At 40.1% G+C, this 18660-nt stretch carries 16 protein-coding genes and 1 pseudogene; all 17 read right to left on the bottom strand.

Features of this window, described 5'->3' with window-relative positions; translation table 11 throughout:
• Positions 1 to 241: 241 nt before the first annotated feature.
• Positions 242 to 1726, bottom strand: a complete 1485-nt coding sequence (gene lysS / locus ACYQY7_RS11655; RefSeq protein ID WP_461202227.1) for a lysine--tRNA ligase — start codon at positions 1724 to 1726, stop codon at positions 242 to 244.
• Between the two features lie 66 nt (positions 1727 to 1792).
• On the bottom strand, positions 1793 to 2794 hold the full coding sequence (gene dusB / locus ACYQY7_RS11650; RefSeq protein WP_461202226.1) for a tRNA dihydrouridine synthase DusB: 1002 nt from the start codon (positions 2792 to 2794) through the stop codon (positions 1793 to 1795).
• Positions 2794 to 3330, bottom strand: coding sequence for a 2-amino-4-hydroxy-6-hydroxymethyldihydropteridine diphosphokinase (folK, locus tag ACYQY7_RS11645; protein ID WP_461202224.1), 537 nt, complete (start codon positions 3328 to 3330; stop codon positions 2794 to 2796). The genes dusB and folK overlap by 1 nt, the downstream gene beginning before the upstream one ends.
• A gap of 3 nt (positions 3331 to 3333) precedes the next feature.
• The gene (gene folB, locus ACYQY7_RS11640; RefSeq protein WP_461202222.1) at positions 3334 to 3696 is read right to left on the bottom strand and encodes a dihydroneopterin aldolase; all 363 of its coding nucleotides are present in this window, start codon (positions 3694 to 3696) and stop codon (positions 3334 to 3336) included.
• Complete coding sequence (gene folP, locus ACYQY7_RS11635; RefSeq protein ID WP_461202220.1) at positions 3686 to 4558, bottom strand: dihydropteroate synthase; 873 nt, start codon at positions 4556 to 4558, stop codon at positions 3686 to 3688. Before folP ends, folB begins: the two co-directional genes overlap by 11 nt.
• The gene (gene pabC, locus ACYQY7_RS11630) at positions 4519 to 5388 is read right to left on the bottom strand and encodes an aminodeoxychorismate lyase (protein WP_461202218.1); all 870 of its coding nucleotides are present in this window, start codon (positions 5386 to 5388) and stop codon (positions 4519 to 4521) included. The genes folP and pabC overlap by 40 nt, the downstream gene beginning before the upstream one ends.
• A gap of 6 nt (positions 5389 to 5394) precedes the next feature.
• Positions 5395 to 5970 (bottom strand): aminodeoxychorismate/anthranilate synthase component II, encoded by a 576-nt coding sequence (gene pabA, locus ACYQY7_RS11625; protein ID WP_461202216.1) that lies wholly within the window; start codon positions 5968 to 5970, stop codon positions 5395 to 5397.
• Between the two features lie 5 nt (positions 5971 to 5975).
• On the bottom strand, positions 5976 to 7376 hold the full coding sequence (gene trpE, locus ACYQY7_RS11620; protein ID WP_461202230.1) for an anthranilate synthase component I: 1401 nt from the start codon (positions 7374 to 7376) through the stop codon (positions 5976 to 5978).
• A gap of 120 nt (positions 7377 to 7496) precedes the next feature.
• The gene (gene cysK, locus ACYQY7_RS11615) at positions 7497 to 8423 is read right to left on the bottom strand and encodes a cysteine synthase A (RefSeq protein WP_055441859.1); all 927 of its coding nucleotides are present in this window, start codon (positions 8421 to 8423) and stop codon (positions 7497 to 7499) included.
• A gap of 84 nt (positions 8424 to 8507) precedes the next feature.
• A complete protein-coding gene (gene hslO, locus ACYQY7_RS11610) occupies positions 8508 to 9389 on the bottom strand; it encodes an Hsp33 family molecular chaperone HslO (RefSeq protein WP_461202214.1) in 882 nt (293 codons plus the stop codon).
• Between the two features lie 5 nt (positions 9390 to 9394).
• Entirely contained in the window at positions 9395 to 10168 is a 774-nt protein-coding gene (locus ACYQY7_RS11605) for a type III pantothenate kinase (protein ID WP_183244365.1), read from the bottom strand.
• 100 nt (positions 10169 to 10268) lie between these two features.
• A complete protein-coding gene (gene ftsH, locus ACYQY7_RS11600; protein ID WP_461202212.1) occupies positions 10269 to 12152 on the bottom strand; it encodes an ATP-dependent zinc metalloprotease FtsH in 1884 nt (627 codons plus the stop codon).
• Positions 12153 to 12238: 86 nt separating this feature from the next.
• A complete protein-coding gene (gene hpt, locus ACYQY7_RS11595; protein ID WP_461202210.1) occupies positions 12239 to 12784 on the bottom strand; it encodes a hypoxanthine phosphoribosyltransferase in 546 nt (181 codons plus the stop codon).
• A 20-nt stretch (positions 12785 to 12804) separates the two neighbouring features.
• Complete coding sequence (tilS, locus tag ACYQY7_RS11590; RefSeq protein ID WP_461202208.1) at positions 12805 to 14187, bottom strand: tRNA lysidine(34) synthetase TilS; 1383 nt, start codon at positions 14185 to 14187, stop codon at positions 12805 to 12807.
• A 77-nt stretch (positions 14188 to 14264) separates the two neighbouring features.
• On the bottom strand, positions 14265 to 15212 hold the full coding sequence (locus tag ACYQY7_RS11585) for a serine/threonine protein kinase (RefSeq protein ID WP_461202229.1): 948 nt from the start codon (positions 15210 to 15212) through the stop codon (positions 14265 to 14267).
• A pseudogene (locus ACYQY7_RS11580) lies at positions 15181 to 15936 on the bottom strand (vWA domain-containing protein); the annotation flags it as partial. The gene ACYQY7_RS11585 and the pseudogene ACYQY7_RS11580, both read right to left, overlap by 32 nt.
• Positions 15937 to 15991: 55 nt before the next feature.
• Positions 15992 to 18457 (bottom strand): stage II sporulation protein E, encoded by a 2466-nt coding sequence (gene spoIIE / locus ACYQY7_RS11575; RefSeq protein WP_461202207.1) that lies wholly within the window; start codon positions 18455 to 18457, stop codon positions 15992 to 15994.
• Positions 18458 to 18660: the final 203 nt, after the last annotated feature.

The following is an 18660-nucleotide window of genomic DNA, read 5'->3' as shown; positions in this document are numbered from 1 at the left end:
GTTATCCTTAGCTTTCATACGCTTTTCGCTTCGTTCAGTTTTCAAGGAACATCTCTGTCGCTTTTGAAGCGACCTTTTTAATATAACATTGACAGTTTTTTTTGTCAACATTTTTTATTCATCTTTTTCCGTGTTATCTTCAACACGGACGATTAGTAATATATCATACTTGATTATCTTTTAGCAATATGTTTTTTTACTTTTTTCAAAAAAAGCCCCGATCATCTCGGGACTTTCATCATTACTTATGACGCATTTGAGGGAACAGCAACACATCGCGAATCGATGGTGAGTTCGTTAACAACATAACAAGGCGATCAATACCTATTCCTAACCCACCCGTTGGTGGCATACCGTACTCCAGCGCTTCGATAAAATCCTCGTCCATCTCATGCGCTTCGTCATTTCCTTGTTCTTTTTCTTTTAATTGCGCTTCAAATCGTTCCCGTTGATCAATTGGGTCGTTTAATTCTGTGAATGCATTTGCATGCTCACGGGCAACGATAAATAGTTCAAATCGATCTGTAAAACGAGGATCTTCTGGATTTTTCTTCGCTAAAGGCGAAATTTCAACCGGATGACCGTAAATAAATGTCGGCTGAATAAGGTGTTGTTCTACCTTTTGTTCAAAAAATTCATTTACAATATGACCAAATGTCATATGCGGAGCTACTTCTACTCCGTGTTCTTTCGCTAGTTGACGAGCTTCTTCATCGCTCATATGCTTCCAAAAGTCAACACCAACATACTCTTTAATCGCATCAACCATATGAAGTCGTTTCCAAGAAGGAGTTAAATCTACTTCATATTCTCCGTATTGGATTTTTGTCGTTCCAAGCACTTCTTGAGCAATATGTGCAATCATATCTTCCGTCAATTTCATAATATCTGTATAATCGGCATAAGCTTCATAAAGCTCAAGCATTGTAAACTCCGGATTGTGGCGCGTTGAAATACCTTCGTTTCGGAATACACGACCGATTTCATATACTTTTTCTAGTCCACCAACAATTAAACGTTTTAGATGTAACTCAATTGCAATACGCATATACAACGTCATATCTAAAGCGTTATGATGGGTAATAAATGGACGAGCGGCCGCTCCCCCGGCAATTGAATGCATCATTGGCGTCTCCACTTCTAAATATCCTTTTTGATCTAAATAGCGACGCATCGATTGAATAATTAAACTGCGTGTAATAAATGTTTTTTTACTTTCTGGATTCATAATTAAATCGAGGTAACGTTGGCGATAACGTTGCTCGATATCTTTAAGCCCATGATACTTTTCAGGAAGTGGTCGCAAAGATTTTGTCAACATTTCATATGAATGTACCTTAATAGACAATTCCCCTACTTTTGTTTTGAATACTATTCCTTGGACACCGACAATATCCCCTAAATCTGATGTATCAAAAATTTCATACTGCTCTTCGCCAACGTCGTCTTTGCGCACATAAATTTGAATTTGTCCCGTTAAATCTTGAATATGCGCGAATCCCGCTTTCCCTTTGCCACGCTTTGTCATAATGCGACCAGCGATAGAAACATGAATTTGCTTTTCTTCCAACTCTTCTTTTGATAAATGACCGTATAACGTAAACAATTCTTCTGCTTGATGTGTACGCTCGAATCGTTTTCCAAATGGATCGATTCCTTTTTCGCGTAACTTATGTAACTTTTCACGACGAACTAACAGCTGATCATTTAATTCTTCATGCGACATAAGAATTCACTCCAATAACTATTTATTTTTTTAAGAAATACTGCCAGCATAAGCTGCTGACAGTATTTACGATTCTATTGCAACATGATGTTCTTTGGATTCAACTTCTTCGACAAAATTCATTAACAGCGTCACAAGTTCATCACGCGTCTGACATTCATTTATCGCATTGCGAACTTTGGCATTTCCACGAATGCCTTTTAAATACCACGCCGCGTGTTTACGCATCTCTTTTACAGCAATATATTCATTTTTCAAAGCAATTAAACGATCGAGATGCAAAATACACACTTCGACTTTTTCGCGCACAGACGGTTCCGAAATGAGCTCACCTGTTTCTAAATAACGAACGGTGCGATAAATCATCCATGGATTACCGAGGGCAGCACGCCCAATCATCACTCCATCGACACCTGTTTGTTCTAGCATTCGTTTGGCATCTTGAGGAGTTTGTACATCACCGTTACCGATAACAGGAATGTTAACCGCTTCTTTTACTTGTTTAATGACGTTCCAGTCTGCTTTTCCTTCATACATTTGTACGCGCGTTCGTCCATGAACAGCAACTGCTTGTCCACCAGCCCGTTCTACTGCCTGAGCATTTTCGACAGCATAAATGTGATTTTCATCCCAACCGATTCGCATTTTTACTGTGACTGGCTTCTCTACCGCATCGACGACGGCTGCTACCATATCGTAAATTTTATTTGGATCTAATAGCCATTTTGCTCCTGCATCACATTTTGTAATTTTCGGTACAGGACATCCCATATTAATATCGATAATATCGGCGTTTGTATGTTGATCTACATATTTAGCTGCTTGTACAAGCGTTTCTTTTTCCCCACCAAAAATTTGTAAACTTAAGGGCTTTTCACGTTCATCGATATAAAGCATGCCCATCGTTTTTGGGTTATTAAATAAGATCGCTTTGTCGCTTACCATCTCCGCACAAACAAGTCCAGCACCGAACTCTTTTACAGTTAGACGAAAAGCCGAATTACATACTCCTGCCATCGGTGCAAGCACAACGGGGTTATTAATTTGTACATTCCCGATTTTGAACATTAAACTCCCTCCTTTCTTGAAAGCATAAATAGTTCCGCCACTGCTTCTCGACTCTTCCATATACGAACTCCTTGATCCGATAACTGTTCAACATACGAACGTAAAGGACGTTGAACAGATGGAATAATTAAAGATTCATCTATTTCAAACAACGGGATGAGTACAAACGCCCGTTCAAGCATACGCGGATGTGGAATAATGAGTTGCTCTGTTTCAATATTTTCATGATTATATAGCAAAATGTCAAGGTCTAACGTCCGTGGCCCCCAATGAACTTCCCGCTTGCGACCAAACTGTTTTTCAATGTCCATCGCGACTGCCAACAAAGCAAATGGAGATAGCGACGTAGCCACCTTTACAACCATATTTAAAAAACAAGCTTGGTCGACATATCCAACCGGATCTGTTTCATAAACGGAGGATGTTGCTAAAACGGAAATATGTGTATGATCACGTAACGCCATTACCGCTTTGCGCAAATATTCGAAACGGTCACCGATATTCGAACCTAATGCAATATAAGAAATATGTTTCATTTATTAACGTCCTCTCGTCATTTCAACCGCCACATATGCATAGTGACCTTTAATTGGCGGATTTGGTTTCGTTACTTTGACAGTACACGATGACACCGTTGCATACGCGGATAAAATTTGCTCAGCAATGCGTTCCGCTACTGCCTCGATCAATTTGAATGGCTTTCCTTCAACGATACTTTGACATATGTCATATATATGTGCGTAGTTAACCGTTTCACTTAAATCGTCCGTTACACCTGCTTTTCTTAAATCCGTTTCAATCATAACATCAACATAAAAACGTTGACCGAGTTTATTTTCCTCAGGAAACACCCCGTGATAACCGTAAAACTCCATTTGCTGAACGTAAATTTTATCGCTCATACTCCCACCCTCTCGCGATCATCGCATCCATCATTTTAGCCATTCTAGCGATCGGTAAAACGTCATGTACGCGAACGATATGCACGCCTTTCGCAATGCCGAGACAAACAGTTGCTCCTGTTCCTTCTACTCGTTCGTGGACGGGTAAATCAAGCACATGCCCAATAAATGACTTTCGTGATGTTCCTAACAAAATAGGATAATCAAGGACTGCAAACTCATCTAATCGACGCATCACTTCTAAATTATGCTCTACTGTTTTAGCAAAACCAATACCTGGATCGATAATAATTTGTTCATCGGTCACACCTGCTTGCTTTACAAGATGAATACTCTCTTTTAAATCATTGATCATATCTGAAATAAGATCTTTATAATTGCGATCGTAACGATTATGCATTAATACAATCGGAACACCGTAATTAGCCGCTACTTTAGCCATATTCGGATCGGCTTTTGCTCCCCAAACATCGTTAATCATCGTGGCTCCTGCTTCAATGGCTTGTTTTGCGACTTCTGCTTTATACGTATCGATAGAAATTGGCACATCCACCGCTTTGGCTACTGCTTCCACAATGGGAATGACGCGACGCAATTCTTCTTCAAGCGGTACTTTTTCAGCCCCGGGGCGAGTCGATTCCCCCCCGATATCAATGATGTGCGCACCTTCAGCTACAAGTTGTTTTGCCCGTTCAGTTGCCTGTTCTACGTGATTAAACTTCCCACCATCAGAAAAAGAATCAGGAGTTGCGTTTAAAATGCCCATAATAACTGTTTGTTTTCGCAAATCTAACTTATGCTTTCCGCAATAAATGGCATCAATCAATTGACGTACCCATCCTTTCTGTCGTACCTTGTCCATAAATGCGTTGTAAACGATGCGTACGCACGTTGTAGACGTTTTGTTATTTCCCCACATTTCCCGGGATATATATCCTCATCTAGCCGACAAACCGGCACAACTTCTTGAATGGAATTTGTTAAAAAGATTTCATCTGCGCTTTTTAGCTGTTGTAGCGAATAAAAACCTTCTTCCACACGAATGCCCCATGAGTGTAGTAAATCAATTACAAACATTCGGGTCACACCGTTTAAAATCCCCGTTTGTACGGCAGGGGTGTACACAACACCATCTTTCACCCAAAAAATGTTAGAAACAATCCCTTCTGCTACAAATCCTTCTTTTGTAAGAAAAATGCCTTCTACATTTGGTTGATGACCAATTTCTTGTTTACCTAAAATATTGTTTAAATAATGATGAGACTTTAAACGAATCGAGCCTTCCGGTGTATTCCGTCTCACTTGTAATGTTTTACATACTTTTTCTTCTGAAAACGTCGGAATCGGTTTCATGTACATAACAATCGTCGGAGTTGTATACGGTTCTACTTGCAATCCAACATCCCCAATTCCAGCAGATATATTTAGACGAACATACGCATCGCGATAACCGTTAGCCTGGAACAATTGGGAGAGAATATGCAAAACATCATTTCGAGTGATAGAACATGAAATGTTGAGCATATCAAGTCCGTTATGAAGACGAGCTAAATGATCATCAAGCAAAAATGGATGTCCATCATATACGCGAAACGTTTCAAACACCCCAAGCCCATATATAAATCCATGATCAAACGGAGAAATACGAGCATCTTCCTTTTTTACAACTTGTCCATTTATATAAACGAACATAAGGCATCACTTTCGTCTATATAGTGTAATGAAATTTTTAAGCATCTCTAAACCATATTCCGTCATGATCGACTCAGGATGAAACTGAACCCCTTCAATCGGCAATGTTTTATGGCGAATAGCCATAATTTCTCCTTCTTCTGTCCATGCGGAAATGTCAAAGCAATGGGGCAATGTTTCTCTTTTTACAATTAACGAATGATAACGCGTAGCGGTAAACGGATTCGGAATTTGAGCAAAAATCGTCTTTCCATCATGAAAAATGGGCGATGTTTTCCCGTGCATTAAGCGTTCAGCGCGGACAACTTCCCCGCCAAACACTTGCGCAATCGACTGGTGACCAAGACATACACCAAAAATCGGGATCTTCCCTGCGAAATATTGAATCGCCTCCATGCTGATGCCCGCTTCATTCGGACTGCAAGGGCCAGGCGAAATCATTAAAAAATGTGGCTGAAGTTGTTCAATTTGAGCAATCGTTACTTCATCGTTTCGCTTAACGATCAATTCTTCCCCTAATTGCCCTAAATATTGGACTAAGTTATACGTAAATGAATCATAATTATCAATCATTAAAATCATTTTGCTCACCTCATGCTTAATTGTACATACTCTTCTTCGCTCAGCTCTTTTGCTTTCCATAAGGCAAATGCTTTCTTTAAACATTCTTTATATTCATGTTCTGGTTGAGAATCAATAACGATCCCTGCCCCCGCCTGTACATAGGCAAGACCATCTTTCGCAATCATCGTTCGAATCGCAATGTTTAGCTCCATATCGCCGTTAAACCCGATCCAGCCAATTGAACCCGTATAAATGCCGCGGCGAACAGGCTCTAGCTCTTCAATAATTTCCATCGTTCGTACTTTCGGTGCCCCTGTAATCGTTCCACCTGGAAACACAGCTGATATAACATCAAACGCATCTTTCCCTTCTGCAAGTCGTCCAGAAACATGGGAAACGAGATGCATGACATGGGAATATTTTTCAATGACCATAAACTCGTCTACGTGTACCGTCCCATATGCACATACACGTCCAAGATCATTACGCTCCAGATCAACAAGCATTAAATGTTCCGCTCGCTCTTTTTCGTTTGCTAATAATGACTGAGCAATTTGTTCATCTTCTTGAATCGTTTTGCCACGTGAGCGCGTTCCTGCAATCGGACGTGTGCTAACATACTCGTCCTTCTTTTTGACGAGCAGCTCAGGAGAACCGCTTACGATTTGAAATTCAGGGAAATGCATATATGCCATATATGGTGATGGATTTAATGCACGTAACTTTTCATAAATCACAAACGGATGAGTGAGTAACCGTTTTGATTGTCGCACAGACAAGTTCACTTGAAAGACGTCGCCTTGCGCAATATACGTCCGCACTTTTTCGACAGCTTCCATAAACTGTTCTTCACTCATTGAAACTGTTTCTTCTTTTTCGTAGTTTGGAATGAACGGACGGGAAACGTCAGAAACGTCGGTTGTCCATAGTTGCTCGTATCGCTCGAGACGTTCGCGTGCTTGATACTCCTCCCCATCTACATAGTGAGTAATCAAATAAAGAGAAAATTCGTGGTGATCATATACGAACACATCATCAAATACTAAAAAATACAAATCGGGCATATTTAAGTCGTCGCGTGCGATGAAAGGAAGATTTTCAATATAACGAGCGCAATCGTAACTAATGTAGCCAATGGCTCCCCCTTGAAAATCAGGTCCTTCTTCTAACTTGTCTGTCTTCCATTGATTGAACCATTTTTTTAACGATTGCAATATGTTCCCATCAAACGTTTCAGTACGATGCTTTTGCCATACTGTCAGTTTGTCGTCTTTACCGATGATCACTGCAAATGGCTGCAAGCCGATTATGCTATATCGACCGTCCCGCCCACTCTCAAGCAAGACATGATGCAACTGTTGCCGCGACAAAGCTTTATATTGAGAAAACCAATCACGTTGTGCGTATGTGATTTTTTTCATCATCGGTCGTCGCTTTTGCTGGCTCAAAGATGTCACTCCTCTCCATCAGTCCATACGCTTATTGTACAACGAACATATAGAAACAATCACGAAAAAAAATTCGGCAAGAATGTCCTTGCCGAATTATTCTTCAAACTGATATAGTGGTGTGCTTAAATAACGTTCACCGTTACTTGGAATAATTGCTAACACTTTCTTTCCTTTTCCTAATTTTTTCGCCACTTGCAATGCTACATGAATCGCTGCGCCCGATGAAATCCCTCCTAAAATACCTTCTTGGCGAGCGGCTAGACGAGCGGCAGCAAACGCTTCTTCTGTCTTTACAGTAACGACTTCATCGTAAATGGATGTATTTAAAATATCAGGAACGAAGCCTGCCCCAATTCCTTGTATTTTATGCGGACCTGGTTTTCCACCAGAAAGCACTGGAGAATCGGCTGGTTCAACGGCATAAATTTTAATGTTTGGATACGCTTGACGCAACACTTCTCCAGCTCCTGTAATTGTTCCACCCGTTCCAATTCCAGCTACAAACGCATCCAATTGATCACCCATTTGCTCAACAATCTCTTTTCCTGTTGTTAAGCGATGCACTTCTGGGTTTGCTTCATTTTTAAATTGTTGCGGCATAAAATAACCGTGCTCTTGCGCGAGCTGTTCCGCTTTTTGAATCGCTCCACGCATTCCTTCGCTTCCTGGTGTTAAAACAAGTTCTGCCCCGTAAGCACGAAGTAAGTTACGACGCTCTAAACTCATCGTATCAGGCATAACGAAAATGGCTTTATATCCTTTTGCAGCAGCAACCATCGCTAAACCAATTCCCGTATTTCCACTCGTCGGTTCAATGATTGTGTCACCAGGCTGAATTTTTCCTGCTTTCTCGGCTGCTTCAATCATCGCCAACGCAATGCGGTCTTTCACGCTGCTTCCAGGGTTCATAAACTCCAGCTTTAAATATACATCCGCACTATCTTCATCAACGATGCGATTTAACTTTACTACCGGTGTTTGACCAATTAACTCTGTAATCGATTGTACTACACGTGCCATTTCATCCACCTCTAATCCCGAGTATTTTTATAGAATTTGTAACCAATTTATCAGTTATTTTCGAAATTGTCAATCACTTATTTCTTATTTTGCTAATTTTTTTAATTGTTCGAGATCTTCAGATGAAAATGTATATGTTTCATTACAGAAATGACAAGAGGCCTCGGCTTTTCCTTCTTCATCAATCATTTGTTGAATCTCTTCCACCCCTAAACTAATAATGGCATCCGCTACACGCTCACGTGAACAACGGCAAACGAATGCAACAGGCATCGTTTCGAGAATTTTTACATTTTGTTCCCCGCCAAGCAATGCATATAAAATTTGTTCCGGTGTTAAACCGCTTTCAATCATTTTTGAGATTGGTGGGATGGCAGCTAAATTTTTTTCAATATGTGCAATTGTTTTTTCCTCTGTTCCCGGCATGAGTTGCAAAATAAAACCACCAGCCGCTAATATCGTATAATCAGGATTGACTAACACTCCAACTCCAACTGATGACGGTGTTTGTTCAGAGGAAACGAAATAGTATGTAAAGTCTTCACCGATCTCTCCAGATACGAGCGGAACCTGTCCTGTAAAATAGTCACGTAATCCTAAGTCTTTTACAACAGTTAACGTTCCGTTCGTTCCAACTGCCCGAGCAACATCAAGCTTTCCGTTTGCATTTAACTCAAAATGAACATGCGGATTGGATACGTAACCACGCACATGCCCTTTAGCATTGCTATCAACGAGAATGTGCCCAATAGGTCCGCCACCTTCAATTTTAATTGTAATTTGGCTATCTCCTTTTAACATCGCCCCCATCATCACGCCTGCTGTCATCGCACGACCTAGTGCTGCAGATGCTGTTGGCCATGTTTGATGCCTTTTCTGCGCCTCCCGTACTGTTTCTGTTGTGCGCACGGCATATGCACGCACTTGACCACCGTATGCTAGCGCTTTTACTAAATAATCAGCCATCGCTGTCACTCACCTTTCTTGTTTCGCTCATATAACAATTGTAATCCTTTTAACGTTAAAAACGGATCGACGATATCAATGACATTCGATTCATGAGCAATTAAGGACGCTAATCCACCTGTTGCAATAACTTTTGGAGGAACGACACTTTTTTCTTTCATTCGCGACACAATTCCTTCCACTTGTCCGACATATCCATATAAAATGCCTGCTTGCATCGCACTAACTGTATTTTTTCCAATAATGTCATCCGGACGGGCAATTTCAATACGAGGAAGTTTAGCGGCTCGAGAGTAAAGCGCTTCCGTAGAAATCGTAATCCCTGGCGCAATAGCTCCTCCCATATATTGCTTATGTTCATTAATATAGCAGTATGTTGTCGCCGTACCGAAATCAACAATAATGAGCGGCGCACCGTACAAATGAATGCCTGCTACCGCATTAACAATTCGATCCGCCCCGACTTCTTTCGGGTTGTCGTACTTAATGTTCAACCCCGTTTTAATACCAGGACCTACAATGAGCGGCTTAATATGAAAATATTTTGTACACATGCGCTCTAATGCAAACATAATCGGCGGAACAACGGAAGAAATAATAATGCCATCAATGTCAGAAAAACGCAAGCCCACATCTTGCAATAACATTTTGATCATCATTCCATATTCATCTTCTGTTTTGCTTCGGCTTGTTTCAATGCGCCAATGAAATTTGAGCTCATCCCCATCATATACACCTAATACTGTGTTTGTGTTTCCAACGTCTAATACAAAAATCATCACTCATCCCCACTTTTTCACAATTTGTTCCTTTTTTCATCATATCATAATCGTTTAACCCGACGGTAAAAAAAGATGCCTCTTATAAAAAGAGACACCTTTATTCTTCTTTTTTCGTCTGAATATTTACTTTTATCTCGTCTTGTTTATCGCCATTTCGATTTGGTAACGTACCATGCTCAAACAAATGTTTAATTTGTTCCGCATCAAGTGTTTCCACTTCAAGCAACGTATTGGCAATTAATTCTAATTTGTCGCGGTTTTCCGTTAGTAAGCGTCTTGCTTTTTCGTAACATTCTTTAATAATGCGTTGCATCTCAAGATCAATTTCATATGCGATTTGGTCGCTATAATTTTGCTCATTATGCAAATCACGACCTAAAAACACTTGGCCATGAGACTGACCAAACTGCATTGGTCCAAGCTTATCGCTCATTCCAAACTCTGTAACCATACGGCGTGCTATGTTTGTTGCGCGTTGGAAGTCATTATGCGCCCCTGTGCTTACTTCACCAAATACGATTTCCTCAGCCACACGTCCGCCAAGAAGCCCTGTAATTTTATCAAGCAACTCTGGTTTCGTCATAAAATAACGATCTTCTTTCGGTAACATGACCGCATATCCACCAGCTTGACCACGTGGCACAATCGTTACTTTGTGAACCATTTCCGCATCCGCAAGCACCATACCGATGACAGTATGACCCGCTTCATGGTAAGCAACAATTTTTCGCTCTTTTTCAGAAATAACCCGACTTTTCTTAGCAGGACCAGCAATGACACGATCCGTTGCTTCATCAATATCGCTCATATCAATTTTTTTCTTGTTCCGTCGAGCAGCAACGAGCGCAGCCTCATTTAATAGGTTTTCTAAATCTGCACCAGAAAAACCAGGCGTACGCATCGCAATCGCTTTTAAATCAACAGATTCATCAAGAGGCTTATTGCGTGCATGCACGCGAAGAACTGCTTCACGTCCTTTCACATCTGGACGATCAACCGTAATTTGACGGTCAAAACGACCCGGACGTAAAAGGGCAGGGTCTAAAATGTCTGGACGGTTTGTTGCAGCAATAATAATAATTCCTTCATTTCCGCCAAACCCATCCATTTCAACAAGCAACTGGTTTAATGTTTGCTCCCGCTCATCGTGGCCCCCACCTAAACCAGCACCACGTTGACGACCGACCGCATCAATTTCATCGATAAAAATAATACAAGGAGCGTTTTTCTTCGCTGTTTCAAATAAATCACGCACGCGCGAAGCACCAACACCGACAAACATTTCGACGAAATCGGATCCGCTAATAGAGAAAAACGGAACACCTGCTTCTCCAGCAACTGCTCTCGCTAGTAACGTTTTTCCCGTTCCGGGTGGTCCGACGAGAAGAACGCCTTTTGGAATGCGGGCTCCAAGCTCGACAAACTTGCGAGGATCTTTTAAAAATTCAACAATTTCAACAAGTTCTTGTTTTTCTTCATCCGCACCAGCAACATCTTTAAAGCGAACGCGCTTCTTATCTTCGTTATACAGTTTCGCACGGCTTTTGCCAAAATTCATCACTCGGCTACCGCCGCCTTGCGCTTGGTTTAGTAAAAAGAAGAACAAAATAAAAATGATGATAAACGGAATAATGGACGTAAAAAACGTCACCCATCCGCTCGTTTCATCTGCAGGCAACACTTCCACTTTTGCCTTTTTTGCTGCCTCATCAATTCGCTGAAGGACTTGCGGGCTGTTGGCTACGTAAGTTGTAAAAAACTGTCCTTCTGCGTACGTTTTGAGTTGTCCACGAATTTCATAAACTCCTCGCTCTGGCTTCAACGAGACATACTTTACATCACCGTTTTCTAAATGGGTAATGAACGCATCGTACGTCATCCGCTCCGCCCGTTGATTGCCGCCATTCAAAAAGCTAACAACACCAATGACGACAAGAAAAATAAGTAAGTAAAAGATTGTATTACGGAAAATGCGGTTCATCTCCTACCTCCTCCCACACTTAAAACACGCTATAGTCAATAGTATCATAGAAAAACGTTCCAAAACAAACGATGTGCATGAAAAAATTATTTGTTGTATACTTCTGGTTTCAACACACCGATGTACGGAAGATTTCGGTATTTCTCACAATAGTCTAACCCATAACCGACAACGAATTCATCTGGAACGATAAAACCGACATAATCCGCCTCAATATTCGCTTTTCGACCAGACGGTTTATCAAGCAAAGTTACAATTTTAATCGATTTTGCTTTGCGATAACGGAATAAATCCGCTAAATAGCTTAGCGTTAAGCCGCTATCAATAATATCTTCAATAATGAGTACGTCGCGACCTTCAACCGATGTGTTTAAATCTTTTAAAATTTTGACTTCTCCTGATGATACCGTTGCATTTCCATAGCTTGATACATCCATAAAATCAATTTCTAAATATGTATCTACATGCTTAATTAAATCTGCCATAAACGGCATTGCGCCTTTTAGTACGCCAACCGCAAGCGGAAAGCTCCCTTCATATTCTTTCGTCAATAATGCTCCCAACTCTTTTACCTTTTGTTGAATTTGTTCTCCCGTAATTAAAACTTTTTCCATATCTTGATGCATACCCATATTCTTTCCTCCTACATCATTCATTGCTTTTTATAGTGTAATACAATATAGCGATTTTTTGTAATATTTGTTGCTGTATAATCTGATTTTTTTACACCCGGAATCCATATAATGTTTCCGTTTGCATCTTCGACGATTGGCCATTGTGCCCGCTCGTTCGCTGGAATTTTTTCATCAATAAAAATACGCGATACTTTTTTCGGATGCTCCATTCCTTTTACTTTCATACGATCCCCATGATTTCGCGTTCGTACGCGAAGAGGTAGCCTTAATTGGTCAGCATCAAATACAACATAATTATCGTCTTCAACGAAAAGATAGTGATCAACAAACTGACTGATCAGTTGACACCCATTTGGTAATACGAGCGTATCAGGAACATGGAAAAGGAACTCATATTCATTCGTTTGTTCCAGTTGAAACGTAAATATACACACATCATATTGACGAATAACTTTTAATCCGTTTGGAAAATGAAGCATACCTGAAGGATGTTGCCGTTTTAAAAATTGTAACGCTTGATTTATATGTATAGAAGACAATGACGATGGGACATTCCCATAAAGATAGTTTAATATTAGTTGAATCCCTCGTCTTTGTAAAGGTTTTGGCATGCTTATAAATGAAAGGATATTTATACGGACACATCCCTCTTTTTGGTCGGCAACATATTTCAACTTTTCTTTTGTCAATTGTTCTAAAAACGCTTCATCTTCGCTCATCATCTCGCTAAACTGTTGAATATGTTCATGGACGCGAATGTTTTCCTGTTTTAAAAAAGGCAAAACAAAATGACGGAAACGGTTGCGCGTGTAATCGTCCTTTTCATTGCTCGGATCTTGTCGAGGATGTAATCCGTTGTCTTGACAATATTGCTCGATTCGCTGTCGATCAATACATAAAAAAGGACGAATAATGTATCCATTACCAAATGGTCGCTTTACCGGTATGCCTGCATATCCTTTCGTTGTGCTTCCACGTACTAGTCGCATAAGTACTGTTTCCATTTGATCATCACCGTGATGACCTAAAGCAACGTAATGCGCATGATATTTCGACATCACCTGCTTAAAGAAAATATAGCGACAGTCACGCGCTGCCTCTTGCACACCCTTTCCTGTTTGCTCCATATATGCTGGAACGTTCAGTTGTGTTGCCTCACATATAATACTGCGTTGTTCGCAAAAATGTTTCACAAAATGCATATCTTCTTCTGATTGTTTTCCTCGCAACATATGGTCGACATGTGCGACAACAAGTTGAATATCGTAACGCTCCTTTTCACTCCATAAAAAATGAAGCAATGCTAGCGAGTCCGGACCTCCTGACACGCCAACAACAACAGTTGTACCACGCTCAAGCAATTGGTGCTTTTCAATAAATTCATGTACAACTTCTAGCATACTCTCCCTCTTAGTAACGTCGTTTTTTACAATCGTACCATATCTTATTGCTCACACTCAAAGCGAATGCGAAAAAATTAAAGAATTTGAACATACAAATAAACAACATACATAAATAAAAGACAAACAAACAAGAACATCGTCTCTAATAAGCGGAATTTTTTCTTTCCTTTTACGCGCACCGTTCTCCCTTCTCGTTTTTCTCTCTGCTCAGTCGGCTGTTGCATACATTGCAGCAAATCTTTCCTCATTTCATGAGCGCAAGTATACTTCCCATCTAATGCACGCCATAATATTTTCTCATATTTTTTTAAATAAGGATGAGAGGAGATCATAAGCCGTAGCTGCTCTCGCCCATTTTCTTTTCTTTCAAATCGTTTGGGATAGCACATATTTATTATAATCATCGCAACTGCAAATAAATCATACGAAGGTTCAGCTTTTCTTGTTCCCATGCCCCAATACCCACGATCAAAAAACTCTGTAAATTCTTTAATCGCTCGCCCACGAATCGTCGTGCCACCTACATCGATTAATCTTACTTTTGGGACCGCCCCAGAAACAATTAAATTGTCTGGTTTTAAATCACCAAACACCCATCCTTTTTCATGTAATTTATGCAAATCACCTAGTAGCTGTAATATAATAACGATCATCCATTCTTTCCCGCGTTTCTGAATAAAAGTTAACAAATCATCCCCTTCAATATATTCCATTACATAAAATGAATAAATCTTTTTTTCATGTGGATGAAGCCAATCATCTACGTCTAATAAACAAGGTCCGAGGGCAACTCCCTGGACCTCCGAAAATCGTTTCAATACATTTACTTCTGACATCATGGTCGTTGCTTCGTTACTTATCTTCAGCGCCACAAACGCTCGCCCTTCTTTCGCTAAATAAACAACGCCATTCGCCCCTTTACCGAGCGGTTTTATAATTTCATAGTAGCGTTTATGCCACTTCCCTTGTATGACCGTCCCTGTTCGAATGTTACATAGATTGTTCGATGTATACATCGTCATCACCGTCATGGGTAAATAAACTTTTCAATGAACGTCTTTTTTGAAATTGTTGTACCGCTTCGCGAATGGCTGGACCGGTCGGCGTAATACCACCAGATGTTAGTTTTGGAAATACACTTGAAATCGACTCCATTTTCGGCGTCCAATCTAAAATGCGGTCCACCTCTCCCTTTTTCCCGGGAAATACAAAAACAGAAAATTCATTATTTCCCAAACGAGCATTTAAACTAATCGATAAATCTAATAACGCCTCTTTTACTGTTTGCAGCTTTGTTTTCATACTTCCACTTGTGTCTACTAATATTAAAACTTGTAAGTTAACGGTTTCCCCTAATTCTTCAACAACTTCCATCACTTCCACTCTTTTTTCTGGCGAAAGGTGCTCGATTGAAGCTTGGGAGCCTAAAATTTGTTTCAACTCTTGATTAATAACACCTTGTAACGTCTGTGTCATCGCTTTTCTTGTTACCATCTGTACGGTTTGCGATAATTGTTTAGCATATACGACTTGACTAATTCCACCACCTGATTGAGCAATGCCTTCAATTTCACGTAATCCTTGCTCGTCAATAATATCTTGGTCAAGCACCCCGATCACATTAACTGTAATCCCTTGTTCTTTTGCTAATGCCGCCATAGCAATTGGATCTTCACCTTGATTAGAACAACCATCTGTAATTAATAAAATTTGACGCAACGTTCCTTTTCGCATATGTTTATCCCCTCCGAAAAAAGTAGTATATTTCCATCATCGACGCTCAGAGGGGATTTTATACCTTTTATTTCATATATTGATATGCTGGAATGACCGCCCATTTCGGTGTGTTATGTTTAATACGCGCAACAACGATCGTCATATCATCTTCAATTTCCCCACCATTAACACGGATCACTTCTTCTAAAAGCAATTCAGATACTTCTTGCGGATCATTTGTCTTTAATTCTTTAATTTTTCGTTTCATCCATACATCATGGTTCTCGATGTGGGAAACACCGTCAAAAATACCATCGCTCATCATAATGAGCAAATCACCCGCTTTTAATTGCTCTTCAATCATTTCAAACTCTACCCCAGTAATAATTCCTATCGGCAAATTGCTCGATTCAATTTTCATGACGTTGCTTCCTCGTTTAATAAAGCTTGGTGAAGACCCGACTTTCAAAAATTTTGTCGTTGCATTTTGCAAATCGACAATCGCTAAATCTAACGTAGAAAAAATTTCTTCTGTCGTTCGCAAAGCTAAAATGGAGTTGATAGATTTAATTGCAATTCGTTCTTCAATCCCTGATTGTAAAATTTTTTGTAATAGTTTGAGCGTTTCTTTACTCTCATAATGTGCTCGTTCCCCATTTCCCATCCCATCACTAATAGCCAACGCATATTTTCCACCGCCAATTTCCATCATTGCATAACTGTCACCCGAGATGAATCCTCCGCCCTTTGCAACATATGCAACACCTGTATCAATGACAAACGCTTTCGAAGAACTAAACGCAACACGACAATCCCCATTTGGATAGACAGAACAATCTTCTTTTTTCACAATGATCGTCTCACCTAAAATGTCAGACAGCATTGGCGCAATAAGCTTTTCGCATTCTCCCCTTCCATCGCAATATGGAATGACCATCTCAATGTCAACACTTCCTTTGTCTAAACTATAAATTTCTACATCGTTCACATCGACACCGAACTGTTGAAGAGCATGCAAAATTTGTTCTTCTTGCACATAATAATTTTCACGCTCTTTTTGAATTTCTTTTGCGAAATCTTCCATCACTTGCGACACGCCTAATAACTGTTCGGCTACAAGTCTTCTACTTTCTTTCATTTGTTGCTTTAATTTTTTATTTGCTTTATAAAATGATACGTCTTTCTCAATTATCTGAACAACCTTTTTTGCTTTGACACAATGTTTATTCCATTCACGCAACAACTTTCCGTTTGCCATTTGGTCATTTTCGCTTGCTTCTTGCATAATTTTTTTCATATAATCATATGTTTTATCAAAGTGGGTAATCCAGCACTGATCTTTCTTAAAACACGTTTGACACGTTTTCGCTGCAACATCACTTAAGAAATAATCAATTTCGCGTTCTTCTTCCTCTTCATGCGTAAGTACCCCATATGAAGAAAAACTTTTTGATAGTGCTTGAAACACATGAGAAAATTGCTCGACTCGCTGAGCTGTCACATCGCGAATTTTCCGTACATATTGTTGTTGCTCATTCGTATGCTCAACCGTTCCTGGCACATATTTCGCCATCTTGCTCGTTAAAGATTGTGGAGTCATAAGAAAAAGTAAAACGGCAAATAGAGACTCTACGATATTCGGGACAATGTCCGCTATTCCTTGACTATAGAGAGTGATTAACAATGTTGCAACGACGAGACCAAACGAAACACCTAACTTTCTCCCTTCTTTCAAGAGGCCACCGAGCAACCCAGCGAACGCAAGCAAGCTCATTTGGTACAAATTCGATACATTCGCTAAACTTAAAATGAGACCTGTAACGACACCAACAGTTGAGCCAACGGTCGCACCAGCGACAAAAGCAAACAACAACAATAAATAACGCGACGCAACATGCTCTAACGAAAGGTCATAAATCGACCAACCAACCATTCCGGTCAACATCGAAGAAATGAGGATGACAAAAGAAATGACTTCTTCTGGCTTTAACGTTTGTTTATACTTTTGATGATCAAACAACGGAACACTTTGTAAAAAAATGAGTGTTAAGATGGAGGCAAGACCTGCTTCAATAAACATCGTCATTCCTTCGTATATCGTCCATTCATAATTCCACGTATAAATCATGATCATCTTCGCAAACACAGAGGCAAAAAATACGACAACAGGCAATCTTTTTGGCAGAGCATCAATCCAGAAAAACAGCCGATAAAAAATAAGAAACATCACAATTGAAGCAACGATAAATAAAGAAGTGTAAAAAGAAACGGTCAACGACCCTGCAAATAAAGCAATAAACACGAATCCTAACTTATCGCGTCGAAGTAAATAAACTGCTGCAAAAAAAGGCAAAGCAAACGGCGTCATCTTTGTTAAAATGAGAGCTCGTCCAAGCAAAAAACCGATAACTAGAAACAAAAATCCTTGTTGAAATAATAAATGGCTTAAACGAACTGTAAACCGTTGAAACCATTGCGACATCGTTGTTCTTGTCCCACTTAAAGGTACTTCCGCCATTTGATTGACTAACTTCCGTTCTAATCTCTCCATATTCATTCTCTCCTCGTATAGTATGTTTAGAAAGATTTTTAAATCGAACTTCCAGTTCGATACGCTCCTTGACAATCGTATATTCTTGGGTGACTTGCCCACGGGGGAGGGGCGCCCCTCCCCCGTGGGTCGCAAACCTATTTCACAAACATCGGGGTTGGACTTTTCGCGATGTTCTTGGATAATGGTCTTAGGATCATCGG

It is taken from the genome of Anoxybacillus sp. TBDG-1, assembly GCF_054815885.1.
The sequence above is the reverse complement of the archived record's forward strand: the minus strand, read 5'-3'. Positions and strand labels throughout refer to the sequence as shown.